The 18,079-nt window shown below is 72.2% G+C and carries 15 protein-coding genes and 1 pseudogene; 7 read left to right on the top strand and 9 right to left on the bottom strand.

Annotated elements, in window-relative coordinates; genetic code table 11:
* Positions 1–218: 218 nt before the first annotated feature.
* Complete coding sequence (locus DY240_RS21595) at positions 219–569, bottom strand: hypothetical protein (RefSeq protein ID WP_119661909.1); 351 nt, start codon at positions 567–569, stop codon at positions 219–221.
* 756 nt (positions 570–1,325) lie between these two features.
* Here DY240_RS21595 and DY240_RS21585 point away from each other — a divergent pair.
* From DY240_RS21585 to DY240_RS21565, 5 genes and pseudogenes are all read left to right on the top strand, one after another.
* Positions 1,326–2,339 carry an ABC transporter substrate-binding protein gene (locus DY240_RS21585; protein WP_199701995.1) on the top strand — a complete coding sequence of 338 codons (1,014 nt, stop codon included), beginning with the start codon at positions 1,326–1,328 and terminating at the stop codon, positions 2,337–2,339.
* Between the two features lie 17 nt (positions 2,340–2,356).
* Positions 2,357–3,166, top strand: a complete 810-nt coding sequence (locus DY240_RS21580; RefSeq protein WP_119661906.1) for a class I SAM-dependent methyltransferase — start codon at positions 2,357–2,359, stop codon at positions 3,164–3,166.
* Positions 3,163–4,221, top strand: a complete 1,059-nt coding sequence (locus tag DY240_RS21575; protein ID WP_199701989.1) for a FecCD family ABC transporter permease — start codon at positions 3,163–3,165, stop codon at positions 4,219–4,221. Before DY240_RS21580 ends, DY240_RS21575 begins: the two co-directional genes overlap by 4 nt.
* A complete protein-coding gene (locus DY240_RS21570; protein ID WP_119661905.1) occupies positions 4,218–4,997 on the top strand; it encodes an ABC transporter ATP-binding protein in 780 nt (259 codons plus the stop codon). The genes DY240_RS21575 and DY240_RS21570 overlap by 4 nt, the downstream gene beginning before the upstream one ends.
* 40 nt (positions 4,998–5,037) lie before the next feature.
* A pseudogene (locus DY240_RS21565) lies at positions 5,038–5,424 on the top strand (NADP-dependent oxidoreductase); the annotation flags it as partial.
* 670 nt (positions 5,425–6,094) lie between these two features.
* On the opposite strand, the gene DY240_RS21560 reads toward DY240_RS21565, so the two are convergent.
* Genes DY240_RS21560 through argF form a run of 7 tightly spaced genes read right to left on the bottom strand, consistent with a single transcriptional unit; the run spans position 6,095 to position 15,259 of the window.
* Positions 6,095–8,749, bottom strand: a complete 2,655-nt coding sequence (locus DY240_RS21560; protein ID WP_119661904.1) for a LuxR C-terminal-related transcriptional regulator — start codon at positions 8,747–8,749, stop codon at positions 6,095–6,097.
* A gap of 20 nt (positions 8,750–8,769) precedes the next feature.
* The gene (locus tag DY240_RS21555) at positions 8,770–10,347 is read right to left on the bottom strand and encodes a YfcC family protein (protein WP_119661903.1); all 1,578 of its coding nucleotides are present in this window, start codon (positions 10,345–10,347) and stop codon (positions 8,770–8,772) included.
* Positions 10,337–11,857: a Na+/H+ antiporter NhaC family protein gene (locus tag DY240_RS21550; RefSeq protein WP_119661902.1), complete on the bottom strand. Its 1,521-nt coding sequence runs from the start codon at positions 11,855–11,857 to the stop codon at positions 10,337–10,339. The genes DY240_RS21555 and DY240_RS21550 overlap by 11 nt, the downstream gene beginning before the upstream one ends.
* Before the next feature lie 17 nt (positions 11,858–11,874).
* A complete protein-coding gene (locus DY240_RS32170; RefSeq protein WP_158602934.1) occupies positions 11,875–12,027 on the bottom strand; it encodes a hypothetical protein in 153 nt (50 codons plus the stop codon).
* A gap of 10 nt (positions 12,028–12,037) precedes the next feature.
* On the bottom strand, positions 12,038–13,303 hold the full coding sequence (locus DY240_RS21545; RefSeq protein ID WP_119661901.1) for an arginine deiminase: 1,266 nt from the start codon (positions 13,301–13,303) through the stop codon (positions 12,038–12,040).
* Positions 13,300–14,244: a carbamate kinase gene (gene arcC / locus DY240_RS21540; RefSeq protein ID WP_119661900.1), complete on the bottom strand. Its 945-nt coding sequence runs from the start codon at positions 14,242–14,244 to the stop codon at positions 13,300–13,302. The genes DY240_RS21545 and arcC overlap by 4 nt, the downstream gene beginning before the upstream one ends.
* A gap of 13 nt (positions 14,245–14,257) precedes the next feature.
* Complete coding sequence (argF, locus tag DY240_RS21535) at positions 14,258–15,259, bottom strand: ornithine carbamoyltransferase (RefSeq protein WP_119661899.1); 1,002 nt, start codon at positions 15,257–15,259, stop codon at positions 14,258–14,260.
* 223 nt (positions 15,260–15,482) lie between these two features.
* Between argF and DY240_RS21530 the strand changes: the two genes are divergently transcribed.
* The gene (locus DY240_RS21530) at positions 15,483–15,965 is read left to right on the top strand and encodes a DUF6325 family protein (protein ID WP_119661898.1); all 483 of its coding nucleotides are present in this window, start codon (positions 15,483–15,485) and stop codon (positions 15,963–15,965) included.
* Complete coding sequence (locus DY240_RS21525) at positions 15,962–16,165, top strand: SHOCT domain-containing protein (protein WP_119661897.1); 204 nt, start codon at positions 15,962–15,964, stop codon at positions 16,163–16,165. Before DY240_RS21530 ends, DY240_RS21525 begins: the two co-directional genes overlap by 4 nt.
* 2 nt (positions 16,166–16,167) lie before the next feature.
* Here the strand turns inward: DY240_RS21525 and DY240_RS21520 are convergent.
* On the bottom strand, positions 16,168–18,079 hold a 1,912-nt coding region (locus tag DY240_RS21520; RefSeq protein WP_119661896.1), incomplete at its 5' end, for a helix-turn-helix transcriptional regulator.

The following is an 18,079-nucleotide window of genomic DNA, read 5'->3' as shown; positions in this document are numbered from 1 at the left end:
GGTGCGCGGTCCGCACGAAGTCCTCGAAGATCAACGACGCCTGGTGGCGACCGCCCGACGGTCGACTGCAGGTGTGTGACCCAGCCGAGGATCGCGCCGAAGTTCTGCCGGTGCAGTGCGCACCCGGTCACCGTCGGCACCCAGCCGCACCTGACGCCACGCTTAGAGGGGGCCGGGCCTGCGGGCCCGACCCCTGGCTGGTCGATCGGACTACGAGGTCACGACGAGACCGGCACGGTCACCACGTCGGAGACCATGCCGTCCTCGAGCAGCGTCAGCGTGGCCTCCGTGAAGGTCACGTCGACGATGTCCGGTGTCCACTGCGCGTTCGGGCAGGTGGGCGTCGGCGGCAGCGGCTCGGGGTCGTCGCTCGTGAGACTGAACACGAACTGCCCGTTCCGCGGCGTGGGCAGCGGTGTCGTCGTGCCGGACACCGTCACCTCGGTGTCCTGCCCGGGGGCGCGGTTGCCGGCCGGGTTGATGCAGACGACGCTGGCGATGCCGGTCGCTTCGACGGTGATCTCGAAGGTGGTGCCGCCGAGACCGGCGACCTTGCCGGAGCAGACCACCTGCGTGCCGATGTCGAAACACTGCGGCGCGTTGCCCCCGCCGGTGATGAAGTGGCCGCCTGCGCCACGGCCGGTGTGCTGACCAGTCCGAGCAGCCCGAGTACGGCCACCAGGACGATGATGATGCGCTTCATGTCATCCCCCGTTGGATGTCATGGATGTCCACGTGTGTGCTGCGGATGAGCCCTGCGGATCGATCGTGGATCGCGCCGGTGGTGCACGCGCGCGTCCGCGTCTGTGGAATCTCATGCCCCCCGGCCGGGCGGGAACACCGGCCCGTGCCCCCTACGCCGGTCCCTCCGCGGGCGACCCTAGACCCGTCCGGGAGAGGTGGCAACCGCGTGGTTCGGACCAAACATCGGATGTGACCTGCGGTAATGAAGCGTGACGTCTGGCTCGGCCAGCGGTCCTCGCCGTTGCCTGGCCAGTCGCGCCCGAGCGACATCAGGGGAACACCAAGGTCGCGAATCGTGGCGAGCACGCCGTGGAGCTGCGTCTGGTCGGTGACGGCTCCGGTCAGCGACGTGGTGTCGTCGTCGCAGCGGGCCAGCACGAGGCCGCCGAGCATTTCTGACCAGTGGTCGTCGAGGCGGCCGGAGACCCGCCTCGGGCGTCGGCGGCCTGGTGTATGGTGCCTGCGTGCGAATGAGAACGATTGTCGCTATTGGTACGGCTGGTCTGGCGCTTGCCGGGTGCGCGTCGGAGCCGGCGGCGGACGCGGGGTCGACCGCCGCCGCGACGGGCGAGGGGTCCACGGTGTATCCGCTCACCTACGAGAACTGCGACGTCGAGGCGACGGTCGAGCGGGCGCCGACGCGGGCGGTGTCGCTGAACCAATCGGCGACGGAGATCCTGATCCGGCTCGGGCTGGCCGGCCGCGTCGTCGGGACCGCCTACGAGACCGACCCGGTGCCGGCGGACATCCAGGCCGAGTACGACGACATCCCGCTGCTCACCGACGGGCTGCTGAAGCACGAGACGCTGCTCGAGGCGCAGCCTGACTTCGTGTACTCGTCGTTCGCCTCGTTCCTCACCGCGGAGAACGCCGGCGAGCGGGCCGAGCTGCAGGAGCTGGGCATCCCGACGTACCTGACCGAGTTCGACTGCACGTACCACGAGGCGGTCGAGGGCGGCGCGACGTTCGAGATGCTGCTGGCGGAGATCGAGGCGATCGCGGAGATCTTCGACGTACCGGCGGCGGGGCGGGAGCTGGTGGCGCAGCAGCAGGCGGTGATCGACGACGGCCTGGCGACGGCCGAGGCGATCACCGGGTCGCCCCGGCTGGTGTGGTTCTACTCGACGGCGGCGGACGCGTCGACGCCCTCGGTGGCGGGGCCGGGCGGGCTGCCGCAGACGGTGACGGAGCTGCTCGGCGCGCAGAACGTGTTCGCCGACGCGTCGACGAAATGGCCGGAGGTCAGCTGGGACGAGGTGGCGGCGCGGAACCCCGACGTCATCGTGCTGGCCGACCTGACCCGTGGGTATCCGGGCGACACGGCCCAGGAGAAGATCGACTTCCTGAAGAGCGACCCGCTGACCTCGACGATGGAGGCCGTGCGGAACGACCGCTTCATCGTCGTCCCCGGCCAGTACATGGACCCGTCCATCCACAGCGTCGAGGCGATCCCGGCGGTCGCCGAGGGCCTGGTCGAGCTGGGGTTCGCGCAGGGAGGCTCACGCGGCACCGACGGCGACGCGGGGCCGGAGGCTTCGCCGAGTCGTCGGTCGAGGCCGATGATCGAGTCGAGCGAAGGAGGCAGCGCCGCGTGAGCCGACCGACTGATGTCATGGTGAGCGCCGCCGGCACGACGGCCGCCGTCGACGCGCTCGTCCGGGCCTGGGACGACCAGCAGGCGGCCTACATCAACCACCGGGAGCAGCGCTTCGACATCGTCCTGGACGTCGTGGCCCGGCACTGCGCGACGTCCGCCGACCTCGGCGACGACGGCGCCGGCCTCACGGTCCTCGACCTCGCCTGCGGCCCGGGGAGCCTGTCCGCGCGTGTCCTCGACCGGCTGCCCGCCGCGCGGGTGATCGGGATCGACTACGACCCGGTGTTGCTGGCGATCGCCGCCGCATGGGTCGGCGGGCGGCACGGCGACCGGTTCACCCCGGTCGACGCCGACCTCGCCGCGCCGGGCTGGGAGCGGCGGCTCCCCGCGGACGGCGGCCCGGTGCGGGCCGTCGTGTCCTCGACGGCGTTGCACTGGCTGGAGCCGGCGCAGCTCGTGGCCCTGTACGGCACGCTCGGTGCGCTGCTGCCGCCGGACGCGGTGTTCCTCAACGCCGACCACCTCCGCTACGACCCGCGGACCCAGCCGTTCCTCACCGCGGCGGCCGCGGCCGACGACGCCCGCACGCAACGCGCCGCACACGAGCGGGGCGTGCCGACCTGGGACGAGTGGTGGGCCGGCGCCGTCGCCGTGCCCGAGTTCGGCCGGCACCTCGCCGAGCGGGAACGCCGGTTCGCCGACCGGCCTCCGACTCCGCACGCGCCGCTCGAGCTGCACCTGCAGGCGCTGGCCACCGCCGGGTTCGCCGAGACCGGGACGGTGTGGCGGCACTACGACGACGTCGTCGTCCTCGCCCGGCGGTGAGGTCGCGCGGAGCCGTCCGCCGGCCCGGCCGGACGGTGCGCCCGCCCGTCGTCGTGGTCGCGAGTGCCGCCGCGCTGGCCGTCTCGGTCGTGGTCGCCGCGTTTGTCGGCACGGCGCAGATCGGGCCGGCCGACGTGCTCGGCGTCATGCTGCGCCACGCCGGGCTGGGGGCGCTGGCGCCGTCGCCGCCCGTGCCGCCGCTGATCGACTCGCTGATCTGGGAGTCGCGGCTGCCGCGCGTCCTGCTGGCGGCGACGGTGGGCGCCGGCCTGTCCGTCTCCGGCGCGGTCCTGCAGTCGGTCACCCGCAACCCGCTCGCCGAGCCCTACCTGCTCGGAGTGTCCTCCGGCGCGTCCACGGGCGCGGTCGCGGTGATGGTCCTCGGCGTGGGCGCCGGCGCGGTGACGCTGTCGACCGGCGCGTTCGCCGGGGCGCTGGCGGCGTTCGGGATCGTGCTGCTGCTCATCGGGGGCGGCCGGGTGGCCGACCCCGCGCGGGTCGTCCTCACCGGCGTGCTCGTCTCGCAGTTCTTCTCGGCCATCACCTCGCTCGTGCTCATGCTCGACGGCGACGCCGACGCCACCCGCGGCTTCACCTACTGGCTGCTGGGATCGCTGAGCGGCGCCCGGTGGGAGCCGCTGGCCGCGGCCGCCGCGGTGATCGTCCCCGCGACGCTGATCTGCCTGCTGTACGCCGGGGCGCTGGACGCCTTCACGTTCGGGTGGGATACCGCGGCGTCGCTGGGCATCGACGTCGCCCGGGCCCGGGCGGCGCTCATGGTCCTCGCCGCGCTCATCACGGCCGCCGCGGTGGCCGCGTCGGGCGCCATCGGCTTCATCGGCCTGCTCGTCCCGCACGTCGTCCGCCTGCTGGCCGGGCCCGGGCACCGGCTGCTGCTGCCGCTCGCCGCGCTCGTCGGCGCGACCTTCCTCGTCTGGGTCGACACGTTCGCGCGCTCGGCGTTCACCCCGCACGAGGTTCCCGTCGGCGTGATCACCGCACTGCTCGGCGCGCCCGCGTTCGCCCTCGTCCTGCGAAAGGCGGGCCGGCCGTGACCCTGCTCGCGGCACACGACCTCGCCTGGTCGGCGGGCGGCGTGACGATCCTCGACGGCGTCGACGTGACGGCGCGGCCGGGGGAGATGCTGGGCGTCCTGGGCCCGAACGGCGCCGGCAAGACGTCGCTGCTGCGGCTGCTCGCCGGACTGCGACGCCCGGATCGCGGCACCGTCACGCTCGACGGGACACCGCTGCACACCCTGCCGCGGCGGATCGTCGCCCGGCGGCTGGCCATCGTCGAGCAGTCACCCGAGGCGCACACCGACCTCACCGTGTCCGACGCGGTCGCGCTGGGCCGCACCCCGCACCGCGGCCGGTTCGCCCCGCTGGACGCCGCGGACCGCGCGGCCATCGAGCGTGCCCTCGACCTCACCGGCCTGACCGCGCTGCGGACGCGGTCGTGGCGCACCCTGTCCGGCGGCGAACGGCAACGCACCCAGCTCGCCCGCGCGCTCGCCCAGGAACCGGCCGTCATCGTCCTCGACGAGCCGACCAACCACCTGGACATCCGCTACCAGCTCGACGTGCTCACCTTGCTGCGCCGGCTCGACCTCACCGTGGTCACCGCGCTGCACGACCTCGACCTCGCCGCCCGGTACTGCGACCGCCTCGTCGTCCTGCACGACGGCAGGGTCGCGGCCGCGGGCGCACCCGGCGCCGTCCTCACCGATGCGCTCATCCGGCAGATCTACGGCGTCGACACTGTCGTCGAGACCTCGCCGCACACCGGCGCGCCCACCGTGACCTACCTGCGGACGACGGACGCCCGGTAGCACCGGCCTGGAAGGGCCTGCATAGTGGCGGCGTGAGCGCGTCGTCGCCGCACTCGGATACGGCACCACCGGCCTCGCCGTCGGACAGCGCGTGTTCGGCCTCGCCGACTGGGCCCGCAACGGCACGCTCGCCGAGCTCGTGGCCGTCGAGGCCCGGAACCTCGCTCCGCTCCCGGCCGACATCGATTTCGTCACCGCGGCCAGCCTGCCGATTTCGGGCCTCACCGCCTGGCAGGGCCTCTTCGACCACGGTCGCCTGCAGCTCGGTGAGAGCGTGCTGGTGCACGGTGCGGCCGGCGGGGTCGGGTCCGTCGCGACGCAGCTCGCGCGCGAATCGGGCGCTTACGTCATCGGCACCGGCCGCACCGCGGACAGAGAGACCGCCCTCGGGTTCGGAGCGCACGAGTTCGTCGACCTGGAGACCGACTGTTAGCCGACGCCGAGATTGCCGGCGCTGCGGCCTGGGGGATGCCGATGAATGCGTGGGGTGTGTGTCGTGGTGTGGTGGTCATGGTGGCGGTGTCGTCGTCGCGGTGTCGCGGTCGGCAGGTGGTGCTTTCGCGGCCTGGATGGGTGAGGGATCCGCGTCGTCCTGGCTACCCGGATCCCTCCCCCATCAGCGGCCTGCGGCTCGTCGTCATCGGCACCGCGGGGTCGACGGCGACAAGACCGGTGCGCCCGGCCTGACTGGCACCACACGGCTGGGTTCGTCGGCACGGTGAGGGGGCCACAGCCGCGCGCGTGGCCGTCGGCACGATGTCGGCTCCATCGCGAACCCCCGCGACCCTCCCACCGGCACGACCAACGCCGGCTCACAACCGGCGACCTGACCTCGGCCGGGCCGGTGAATCTCGTGTTCGACGTCATCGGCGGCGACATCGGGTACCGCTCCGTGGACGCTGCGTACCGGCATCGGCGCGGTATGCCCGCTCGACGAGGCCGTCGCCGCACTCAACCCCACCGAACGCCCCACGGGCAAGACCATCATCAGCCTCGGCCGGCCGTAGCCCGTCGACCGCACAAGATCGCAGGCGGGTGGGTTTCTCGGACGTGGCGCCCTGATGCGATGAACTCCCGAGCGGACCACGGCACGTCAGTCATCGCCGGTCGACCCGCTGGGGCGCGCCCAGCAGGCCGAGCTCGCGTGCGCGCCCGACGGCTTGGCGGCGGTTGCTGACGTCGAACTTGCGGTAGATGGCCTTGAGGTGGGTCTTGACGGTGTTGACGCTCACGACGTGCGCCTCGGCGATCTCATCCAGGGAGAGCAGTGAGGGAAGGTCTCGGAGCAGGTCGAGTTCGCGGGCCGTGAGGCTCTCGCCGTACATCGATGATGGCCATGGTCCGGCCTGCTTCGGCCGGGCGGCGAGGACCGTGTGGACGAAGTCGTCGTGCTCGCCGAACCGGCCGGCGTCGTGTACGAGCATCGACATCACTCGTGGCGACGCGGCGAGCATGCCGCGCAGATGCCGGCGGGGCGCGGCGATGGCGAGCGCCCTGACGAGTGCCTCGTGGGAACGTGACGGCTCATCGGACTCGGCTGTCACGTCCGCCAGCAGGAGCCACCCGGCCAGCTCGGCGTCGGCCGAGTGGAAGCAGGCCGTTCCGGCGCGGATGGGTGCCAGGTCGGTCTCCAGTGCGGCACGGCGTCCTTGGGAGGCGTGGAGGAGCGCACGCATGACGAGGACGTCTCCGCAGTCGCCGAGGAGGTGTTCCGCCCGGGTCAGCGCCTGGGCGGCGTCATATCGATCGCCCAGCGACAGGGCGGTCTGCAGTTCGGTGAGGCAGACCGCACTGCCGTGAGTGGGCAGCAACGCGGGCTCACCGAGCGGCCACTGGTGGTGCAGGAGACGGAGCGCCTGGCGCCGGTTCGCGGTCACGTCACAGGCTCGCGACGCGTCCAGGAGGCGGGCGGCGAGACCGAGCTCCGGTTCGACGTCGCCGTCGAGCGTGACCGCGAGGGAGACGTAGCGGGAGACGGTGTCGTTCTCCAGGCGTTGCCAAGCCGCGTAGGCCGCCACCAGGTACGCCGGCACCATCCGCGGCGACGAGCTCCAGTTGCGCCGTGCGGCGACGGCGAGGGCGAGGGTGGCCTGGTCCTCTGCGGCCCGGAAGTCGCCCAGGGCCGAATGGGCCAGCGCAAGGTACGACCGGCATTCCAGGGTCGCGGCGGCATACTCCGTGCGCCGCGCCTGATGCACGGCCGCGGTGAGGTCGGTGACCGCGTCCGCGTAGGTGCCGAGCCAGAGCCTGAGCGCGCCCCGCTGGGCGGTTGTCAGGAGCTCGACGTCGGGCCGACCCGATGGGGTGCGGCCGGCGGTCACGAGCGCGGCGGCACGGGACGTGCGGTCGCCGCGGAACCTCGCCTCGGCCATGAGCGCAGCGGCGTGCAGGTGGCGCAGGTGAGGGTCGGTGCGCATGGCATCGTGGCGACCGGCGTCCTCCAGATGCTGACGGGCTCGGCCGAGGTCGTGGTTCTCGACCGCGGCCAGCGCGCCGACCAGCTGAGTCCCCGGGTCGGCGCCGCAGCCGGCCGGAAGCAGCCGGAGGGCGGTGGCGAGGCTCTGCCCGTCGCCGCGCAGCAGCATGCTGACACCGTCGCGCCGGGCCAACTCAGCGACGAACGGCCAGTCGCCCGCGTCGACGGCGTGGGAGATCGCCTGCGTCGTGAGCCGCTGCGCGGCGAACCAGCGGGCGGCCCGCGCGTGGTGGCGACGGTGGATCTCGGTGTCCCGGCGGTTGCCCTCGGCCACGAGGAAGCTCCGCAGCAGTCCGTGCAGCCGGTACGAGGGTGGCGCATGATCGACGTGATAGACGAGCGCGTTCTCGCGGGCGAGCCGATCCAGCGTGGCTCCGGCGTCGGGACGGGCGGAGAGCCGGGCGGCCAGATCCGGGCCGACGGTGTCGACGACCGAGACCGCGATCAGCAGGTCGACGGTGTCGGGGGACAGCGTGGCGAGGACTTCGGCGACGAGGTAGTCCGCGAGTGGCCGTTCATCACCGGCGAGCCGGGCGATGTAGCCGGCGGGGTCGTGCTCCGAGGCCAGCGACAATGCCGCCAGGCGCAGACCCGCCGCCCACCCCTCGGTGCGGTCGAGGAGCAGGCGCAGATCCTCCTCGGGAAGGTGGATTCCGTGGCGGCGGAGTAGCTGGCCGGCCTCCTTGTGATCGAACGCGAGGTCGGCCGCCCTGAGTTCGGTTGCCTCGCCGGCCAGGATCAGCCGCGGTATCGGAAGCGGCGGGTCGGACCGGCCGCTCAGCACCAGCCGTACGGGCGCGGGGCGGTTCCGCAGCAGGAGGGCCGGGACCTCCAAAGCTGGGCCCGGCCGGATCAGATGGACGTCGTCAACCATGATCCACAGCGGCGTCGTCAACGATCCGAGCGTGTCCAGGAAGTCGGCCAGGAACCCCGGGCCCACCCGGTCGGTCTGCGATTCCAGTTCTGAGATGCGGGCCGCCGCATCGGCGTCGGTGGCCCGCACCGCACGGCGGCACGCGGCCAGTAGCCCGGCCCACAGAATCACGGGATCGTCGTCGGCCGCGTCCAGCGACAGCCAGGCCGCGGATCGGCCCTGGGCCAGCGCCTGGCGGGCACACTGGGCCAGCAGTACCGTCTTCCCCGCACCCGCGGGTGCGGACACCGCGGTGACGGCTTGACCAGCGGCGTCCGCGGCCTCGATGCCGTGGAGCAGCCGGTGGCGCGGCACGGTGTGCGCGGACAGCCGCGGTATGCGGATCTTGGATTCCAGGACCATGTCCCCTCCTCGCGTCCGCTTCAGGTGGTGTAGGCGCCCACGGCGAGCATGACGACGGTGATCGCGGCCAGGATCACCAGCAGGGGCCACACGAACCGCAGGTACCGGCCGTAGGGCACCCGGGCGATCGCCAGCCCGCCCATCACGACTGCCGACGTCGGCGTCACCAGGTTGAGCAGCCCGGACGCGCTCTGATAGGCGGTGACGACGAGGCTGCGGTCGGCGCCGGCGAAGTCGGCCAGCGGTGCCATGATCGGCATCGCCACCGTGGCGAGGCCTGACGACGACGGGATCAGGAACGACAGCGGCAGGAACAACGCGTACATCACGATCGAGAACGCGGTCGCCCCGACGTCGCCGAGCGCCGTCTCGGCCCAGTGCAACACGGTGTCGGTGATCTGGCCGTTGTTCATGATGACGGTGATGCCGCGGGCGATGCCGATGATCAGGGCGACGCCCAGCAGGTCGCGGGCACCGTCGACGAACACCGTCGTCAGCCGGCCCTCACCCATGCCGCCGATGAGGCCGATGAGGATCGCGAACAGCAGGAACAGCGCCGTCATCTCGGGGAACCACCACCACAGCGTCGGCAGGTCGATGCCGATGTCCTCCCACGGCACGACGCCGTACACCATGAGAGCGAAGGCGGCGCCGAAGACGACCAGGATGAGCTTGTGCCGCCCGGCCAGCCGGACGCTGTCGTCGTCGGCGGGCGCGGCCGACGCGATCTGCTTCGCGCTCGACTCGCGCAGGTCGGCGACGAGCGACGCCGAGGGGTCGCGCCTGACCCTGATCGCGTAGCGCAGCACCCACCAGATGCCGGCCGCGAGGCACAGGACCAGGATGGCGATGCGCAGCCACAGGCCGTCGGTCAGCGGGACGTCGGCGAACTCCGAGGCGATGCCGGTGGCGAACGGGTTCACCGTCGAGCCGAGCACGCCGATACCGGCACCCAGCAGGATGACCGTCGCACCGACGAGGGCGTCATACCCGGCCGCGATCATCACCGTCGTGATCAGCAGGTAGAACGCCAGGCTCTCCTCGGCCATCCCGAAGGTGGTGCCGCCCGCGGCGAAGATCATCATGAGGATCGGGATCAGCCAGCGCTCGCGCCCGTGCAGTTTCCGCACCAGCACGGCGATGCCCGCCTGAATGGCGCCGGTCTGCATCGTGATGCCGATGAAACCGCCGATGACCAGGATGAACAGCGCCACGTCGATGGCGCCGAACAGCGTGCCGGTGTTGAAGACGTCGACGTTGCCGGTGGCCGGGTCCTCGATGCCGTAGAGCCCGTTGATCGGTGCCTCCAGGGAATCGACGACGATCCGCTGGGGGTTGGACTCGACCTCCTCGTAGGTGCCGGGGACCGGCGTGCCCTCGGGGGAGAGCGCGTACTGCCCGGCCGGGACGATCCACGTCGCGATCGCCGTCAGGACGATGAGCGCGAACAGGATCGTGTACGCCGACGGCAGGCTGAACCGCCCGCGCCGCGGCTGCTCGTCCGGCGGTCGGGGACCCGATGGAGCACGCTCGGCCGTGCGCTCGGCCGGTTCCTCGGTCACGGCCGGCCGGTCCGGCGCACGGGCGTCACTCGACATGGCTGCCTCCTCGGGACGGCTCCGGCTCTGCGGCCGGCTCCGGGCGGACGTGCTCGATGCGGTAGCCGGTGACGGCGAACGCCAGCGACACCAGCGGGTTGAGCAGGTTGAAGAACGCGAATGGCAGGTACTGCATGGTCGAGACGCCGAGCACGCCGGTCATGTACGCCCCGCAGCTGTTCCACGGGACGAGCGGCGACGTGACGGTGCCGGAGTCCTCGACGGTGCGCGTCAGCATCCGCGGCGCCAGGCCCTGCCGGGCGAACACCGACCTGAACACCCGAGCGGGCAGCACCGCGGCGACGTACTGGTCGCCGGCGACGACGTTGAGGCCCACGGCGGTGCCGCCGGCGGACGCGATCAGGCCCCGGTCGGAGTGCACCCGCTGGACGAGCGGCTGGATGAGCCGGGTGAGGAACCCGGCTTGCTCCATGATCGCGGCGAAGCTCAGCGCGGCGAGGATGAGCCAGACCGTGGTGAGCATGCCCGCCATGCCGCCGGTCGAGAAGAGGTCGTCGATGGTGGCGTTGCCGCTGACCGACACGAACCCGTTCGCCATGGCGTCGTACACCGCCTCGATGCCGGTGAGCAGCCGCCCCTGGCCGGGCTCGTCGACGAAGGCCTCGACGGCGTCGGGCTGGGTGAGCCAGGCGAACACGCCTGAGAACACGGCGACCGAGAAGATCGCCAGGAACGGCGGCGTGCGCAGGAGCGACAGGGCGATCAACAACAGCAGCGGCAGCAGGTTGACCGGTGAGATCCAGAACGCCGACGCGAGCTCGGCACGGGCCTCGTCGGTGCCGATCGCCGACGCCGCCGGATCTGCGGCCAGCCCGATGACCAGGAAGAGCACGAGCGCGATCCCGAACGCGGGGAACGCCGTCCAGGCCATGCCCCGGATGTGCTGGTTCACCGTGACGCCGCCGACCAGGCTCGGCACCAGCACGGTCGTCTCCGAGAGCGGGGACATCTTGTCGCCCATGTACGCGCCGGACACGACGGCGCCCGCGGTGATCGCGGTGTCCATGCCCAGGATCGGCGCCATGCCGGCGAAGGCGACCCCGAGGGTGGCCGCTGTCGTCCACGAGCTCCCCGTGACGGCACCCACCAGCGCGCAGATCGCGGCGACCGCGGCGTAGAAGATGGACGGCACCAGGAACAGCAGGCCGTACGACACCACCGTCGGGATGACGCCGGCCATGTTCCAGGTGCCGATCATCGCGCCGACGGCCAGCAGGATGAAGACAGCGCCGAGTGCCGAGGTCACGCCGCCGATAGCGGCGTCGCGGACGGCGGCGACCGTGTGCCCGTTCTTCAGCGCGACCAGGCCGGCGAAGACGGCGCTGGCCAGCAATGCGACCTGGAGCGGACCGGCGGCGGCGTCGATGCCGAACAGCACGATGGTGAGCGTCAGCAGCACCACCAGCACGACCACTGGAGCCACCGCGTCGAGCAGGCTGGGCGGCCGCGGCTCCTGCCGGTGCGCGGGAAGTGCCTCGTCGGGAGCCATGCCGGCCCCGTCGCCGTTCAGGGCGCCGCCGTCGCGGCCGGACCCACGGCCACGACGCCGGCGTCGTCCAGGCTGCGTCCGGCCTTGGCCGGATTGCGGGCGTAGGCGACCAGCGCCACGATGGCCGCCGCCACGACGATCCCGACCAGCCAGCGCATCCCCGTGCTCATGGCCGCCCGCCTAGATCGGGTCCCGCTCGAGCGGGCAGGTCATGCAGTGCCCGCCGCCGCGACCCTTGCCCAGCTCGAACCCCTCGATCTCGAGCACCTCGACGCCGGCCTCGCGCATCTTGGCGATCGTGTAGGTGTTGCGCTCGTAGGCGACCACCACGCCGGGGGAGAGCGCGACGACGTTGTTGCCGTCGTCCCATTGCTCCCGCTCCTGCTGGTACGAATCGCCGCCGGTCTCGACGATGTGCAGCCGCGGCACGCGGAGGGCGTCGGCCACGGCGCCGACGAAGTCCGGCTCGACGGTGACGTGGAAATCGCCCTCGCGCCGCCCCGGCCGCAGGCTGATCGCCTTGATGTGCGGGACGACCTTCGGATACGCGGTCGCCCTGTCGCGGTCGAGCAGCGTGAAGACGGTGTCCAGGTGCATGTGCGCGCGGTCCTTCGTCATGACGCACGCGATGACGCGTTCGGCCGCCCCGGCGGCGAACAGCGTCCGGGCGATCTGCTCGATCATGCGGGCCTGCGAGCGCTCGCTCATCCCGATGAGCACGGTGCCGTTGCCGATCGGCATGACGTCGCCGCCCTCCAGTGACGCGCGGCCGAAGTCGGCGGTCTCGAGCCGCCCGGCGCGGTCCTGCGGCGGGTACCAGAACTCGAAGCCGGCATCGCGGAACATCGGGTGGCCGCGGTAGATCGCGGCGACGTTGTACGCCTCGCGCCGGCGGGCCGGCCAGTACATGGGATTGACCGACACGCCGCCGTAGATCCAGCACGACGAGTCGCGGGTGAACAAGGTGTTCGGCAACGGGGGCAGGACGAACACGCTGGGGTCGTCGGCCGCCGCGGCACCGATGAGCGAGCTGGTCGCCGCCTTGCCGAGGTCGAGCCCGGACTCGGCGACGGTGAGGCCGCCCACCAGGTGACGGGCCAAGTCCTCGGGCTTGAGCTCGGCGAGCATCTGGCGGACCTCGTCGACGAGCGACCAGCCGACGGTGTACTCGGACGCGACGAGCTCGATGAGCCGGGTCCTGTTCGCGTCGTCGGCGGCGATCGTCTCGGCGAGCAGGTCCGTGAGCAGGTACACCTGCACGCCACGCTCGCGCATCAGCGTGACGAAGCGGTCGTGCTCGTACTGGGCGCGCTCGACCCAGAGGACGTCGTCGAAGAGGAGGTCGTCGTGGTTGCCCGGGGTGAGCCGCTGCAGACTCAGATCCGGCCGGTGGACGAGCACCTTGCGGAGCGTGCCGACCTCGGAGTGCACACCGAAGCTGTTCATCGTTCCTCCTTCGCCAGCGCGCGGTCGGCGGCCGGTTCGACGGTGGTGCCCGCGGTGCCTTCGACGATGCGGCCCAGGTCGGCGAGAGCGCCGATGGCGGCGCGCCGCCCGGTGGCCTCGACGAAGCGGGCGGCGGCGTCGACCTTCGGGCCCATGGAGCCCGCGGCGAACGGCAGCGCGCGCAACTCCTCCGGGGTGACGTGGCCCAGTTGCCGCTGGTCCGGCGTCCCCCAGTCCAGGAAGACGCCGGGCACGTCGGTGGCCATGACGAACAGGTCGGCGCCGACCTCGCGGGCGAGCAGCTCGCTGGCCAGGTCCTTGTCGATGACCGCCTCCACGCCGCCGAGCGTGCGCTCGCGGCCGGGCAGCCAGGTGGTCGGGATCCCGCCGCCGCCCGCGCACACGACGAGCACGCCGCGGTCGAGCAGCCAGCGGATCGGCCGGATCTCGAAGATGCGCTTCGGCTGCGGCGACGGGACGACGCGGCGGAGGTTGTCGCCGTCGCGCTTGAACGCCCAGCCCTTGGCCGCCGCCAGGCCGGCGGCGGTGTCGTCGTCGTACAGCGGCCCGACGAACTTCGTGGGGTCCTGGAACGCCGGGTCGGCGGCGTCGACCTCGACCATGGTCAGCAGGGTGGCGAAGGGCAGTTCCGGCGGGAGTGCGTTGCCCAGCTCCTGCTCGATGAGGTAGCCGATCATCCCCTCGGTCTGCGCGCCGAGGACGTCGAGGGGGTACGGCTCGACGTCGGCGTAGGCGGCCGCCTGCAGGGCGAGCAGGCCCACCTGGGGCCCGTTGCCGTGCGAGACCACCAGCTGGTGTCGGGCGGCGACCGGAGCCAGCGCGAGCGCGGCCGTGCGGACGTTGGCCCGCTGGACGTCCGCGGTCATCGGCTCGCCGCGGCGGAGCAGGGCGTTCCCGCCGAGGGCCACGAGGATGCGCATGACGGCAGCCTCCTCAGGCACCGAGGGTCGCCATGAGCAGGGCCTTGATGGTGTGCAGGCGGTTCTCGGCCTGGTCGAAGACGATGCTCGCGGGCGAGTCGAAGACGTCGCCGGTGACCTCGAGGCCGCTGTGCATGCCGGTGTGCTCCATCATCTCGCGCCCGACCGTGGTGTTCGGGTCGTGGAAGGCCGGTAGGCAGTGCATGAACCGGACCCTCGGGTTGCCGGACTTCTCCAGCAGCGTGCGGTTGACCTGGTACGGCGTGAGCAGCTGGACGCGCTCGGTCCAGACGTCCTTCGGCTCGCCCATCGACACCCACACGTCGGTGTGGACGAAGTCGACGCCCGACACGGCCTGCGCGGCGTCAGTCGTGACGGTGATCTGCGCGCCGGTGCGGGCGGCGATCTCGCGCGCCGTCGCGACGACGTCGTCGGGCGGGGCGAGCGACTCCGGCCCGGCCAGGCGGACGTCGGCGCCCATCAGCGCGCCCATGGCCAGCAGCGAGCGGCCCATGTTGAACCGGCAGTCACCGACGAAGGCATACGCCAGGGCGTCGTAGGGCTTCTGGCTCGCCTCGTGCATCGTGAGGAAGTCCGCCAGCATCTGGGTGGGGTGCCATTCGGCGGTGAGGCCGTTGTACACGGGAACGCCGGCGTACTCCGCCAACGTCTCGACGTCGGCCTGCCGGGAGCCGCGGTACTCGATGGCGTCGTACATGCGGCCCAGGACGCGGGCGGTGTCGGCGACCGACTCCTTGTGCCCGAGTTGGGAGCCGGACGGGTCGAGGTACGTGACGTGCGCGCCCTGGTCGAACGCGGCCACCTCGAACGCGGACCTGGTCCGGGTCGAGGTCTTCTCGAAGATCAGCGCGATCTCCTTGCCCTCGAGCCGCTTGACCTCGGTGCCGGCGTACTTGGCGATCTTGACGGCCTCGGAGAGCCGCAGCAGGTGGCGCAGCTCGTCGGGCTCGAAGTCGAGCTCCTTGAGGAAGCTCCGGTTGCGGAGGTTGAGCATGGTGTGCCACTCCTCGCGTCGGTCCTGCTCCAGCTATCGGAGAGGGTGCCGGTGATCCGGGTGGTGAGCTCCCACCCAGCGCGGGGTGGGCGCGCGGCGGCACCAGTGCGCGCCGCCGGCGGCGCCGCGAGCTCGACGGGGAGGAAGTCCACCCCGCGCCGTGTGGTCCGCAACGGCCGGGCGAGGTAGAAGATGGTGGGATCGCCCGACCGCGGGAGGTGCTGTGGACGGCCACGAACCGATCGAGGGGACCCCGATGGCGCCGGACCTCATGTCATACCTGGTCGTGTCGGTGCCGGACCTCCGGTCGCTGGAGCGGCTGGTCCCGGCCCTGGCGGAGCTGGTCGAAGCGGCGGCGGTCCGTCTCCTCGACCTCGTCGTGCTGGAACGCGGCGCCGACGGTGTGGTCGACGTCCACGAGCTGGAAGGCGTCGAGAGCCTCGCCGGGCTGCGTGGTGTCGAGGGCGACGTCGGCGGCCTGCTCACCGAGCACGACATCCAGCTGGCGTCCTCGACCTTGCGCCTCGGCACCTGCGGCGTGCTGGTCGTCACCGAGGACCGCTGGGCGCTGCCGCTCTCGGTGGCGGCGCACGAAGCGGGCGGCCGGATCGCCGCCGGCGAGCGGATCCCGCCGTCAAGGGTCGAGGACGTCCTGGCCGAACGCAACGGCCGGGCCGGCGGACCACCGGGAGGAGCAGTGCCATGAGACGCGTCGCCGCCACCAGAGCCCGCGGTACGGACCTGCTGGTCCGCCCGCCGTGCCCGGACCTGCCCGGACCGATCCGCTCACCCGGCCTGGTGGTCGACCCGGTGGAGCAGCTCAAGGAGCTGGACGATCTGGTGACGCGCGGCCTGCTCTCGCCGGAGGAGTTCGAGCAGCAGAAGGGCCGGATACTCTCGCCGTGAGGTCACCGCCGCAGCCCGGCCATCGCCCGGGCGATCTCGGCCGCCTCGGCCCGCGAGCGGACGCCGAGCTTGCGGTAGATGACCTTGACGTGGAACTTCAACGTGTTGACGGAGATGTACAACTCGTCGGCGATCTCCGGAAGCGAGAGCCTGCTGGGCAGGAAGCGCAAGACGTCGCGCTCGCGCTGGGTGAGCGGCTCGCCGGTTCCGCGGACCAGCCCGGCCTCACCCCGGCGAGGTACCGTCGTCCGGCGCACTCGATCCAGCCACTCCGGGGGTACCTGCCAGGCCGCGCGCTCGAGCAGTTCGACGACGTCGCTTCCTTCTGACGCGACCGTCTGGACCATGCCGTGCGCGGCCGCCCGCTCAGCGGCTGCCGCGACGTATTTGAGGGCCGCCTCGTGGCTGCCGGCGGTGCGCGAGAGCAGCAGGTTGCGCACGACGTCGTGACGCACGCACCGGGGCCGGGCCTGCTCGAGCGCCGATGCCGCTTCGAGGGGCCGGCCCTCGGCGAGCAGCACGCGGGCATCGCTCGCAGCGCGCCAGAACGGGTCGACGATCTGGTCGGACCAGCGGCGGGCACGTTCGGTGTCCCCGGCGGCGAGCTGCAGCCGCGTCGCCACGCGGGCCAGCATCGTGCGCCCGCCAGGGCCGGCCAGGTCGGGCTCGGCCAGGCTGCGAGCACGGTCGAACGCGACATGCGCGGCGTCGAGGTCTCCGTCATCGGCGTGCGCCTCGGTGACGTCGAGCTGAGCGAGCACGCTGCAGTACAACACCGGCTCCAGCGGTGTGGCGGCCACCGCGGTGGACTCCGCGAGAGCGCGCGACCGGTCGCCGAGCTCTCGGTGGGCCAGCGCCTCGGCGGTGGCCAGCTCGGCCCGCAGCACCGCCCGGTTGGCGACGGTCGCGGACCGGCGGATGCCCGACGCCACCTGGACGGCCTGGAGGGGGCGGCCAGCAAGCGCCTCACCCAGGGCTCGGGTGCCCTCCAGCGCCAGCCGGCTCTCGGGGTCGCCACTGACCGCGATGTCGGCTTCGCGGATGTCGTCGCTGTTGTCGTCCCACCCTTCGTACAGCGCTACGGCACGAGCCAGCATGTTCCAGCCGAACCGGCCGACCGGGTCGCGCCACCAGCCGGATCCGGCATCGCTGAGTGTGCGCTTGGCCAGCGACATGCCGGTGGACCAGTCGCCGGTCATGGTGGCCGCGATCGAACGGAACATGGTGAGCCGGTTGGCGGCTCCTTTACCACGATGCACCGACTGGGTGGCCCACCAACTGAGGCGGTCGACGGCATCGAGGAATCCGCGGCGGCTGACCAGCAGTTGGCACCACGCGTAGTCGATCATGGCGCTCAGGTCGGCTGTCGCGACCCGCAGCGGGATGGCGGTGAGGGTACGGATGATCGTCGCCTCGCGGCCGGTGTCGTAGAGCTCGACGTTCTTGGCCGCCAGCAGCCGCAGTGCCTCGCGGTGGAGCCCGGCGCGCAGCCAGTGCTCCAGCGCCAGCGGGATCTCGTCGGCATCGGTGAACCACCGGGCGGCGCGCGCGTGCCGGGTGGCCAGCCGGTCGGGGGAACCCCTGGCGAGCTGGGTGAGCAGGACCTCGCGGACCAGCGCGTGCATCTCGAACCATCCGGCGTCGATCCGCGTGACGAACAGGCCGCGCTCCTCCGCCTGCAGCAGTAGCGCGCCGACGTCCGGCCGTTCGGTCAGTGCTTCGGCGAGGCTGGGGTTCACCCGCTCGACGACGGCGATGTCGGCGAGCGCCGTGGTGACGGCGGGACTCTCCGCACCGAGGACCTCGTGCAGCACGTAGTCCTCGATCATCAGCTCGGCATCGGGCGCCGGTGGCGCGGCGTCCGGCCGGGCCTGCGCGGCCCGTACGGCGAGGGCGCCCAGGCGCAGGCCGGCC

Source organism: Jiangella rhizosphaerae (assembly GCF_003579925.1).
Classification (GTDB): Bacteria; Actinomycetota; Actinomycetes; order Jiangellales; family Jiangellaceae; genus Jiangella; species Jiangella rhizosphaerae.
Note: the sequence above shows the minus strand (reverse complement) of the source record. Positions and strands in the feature narration are given on the sequence as shown.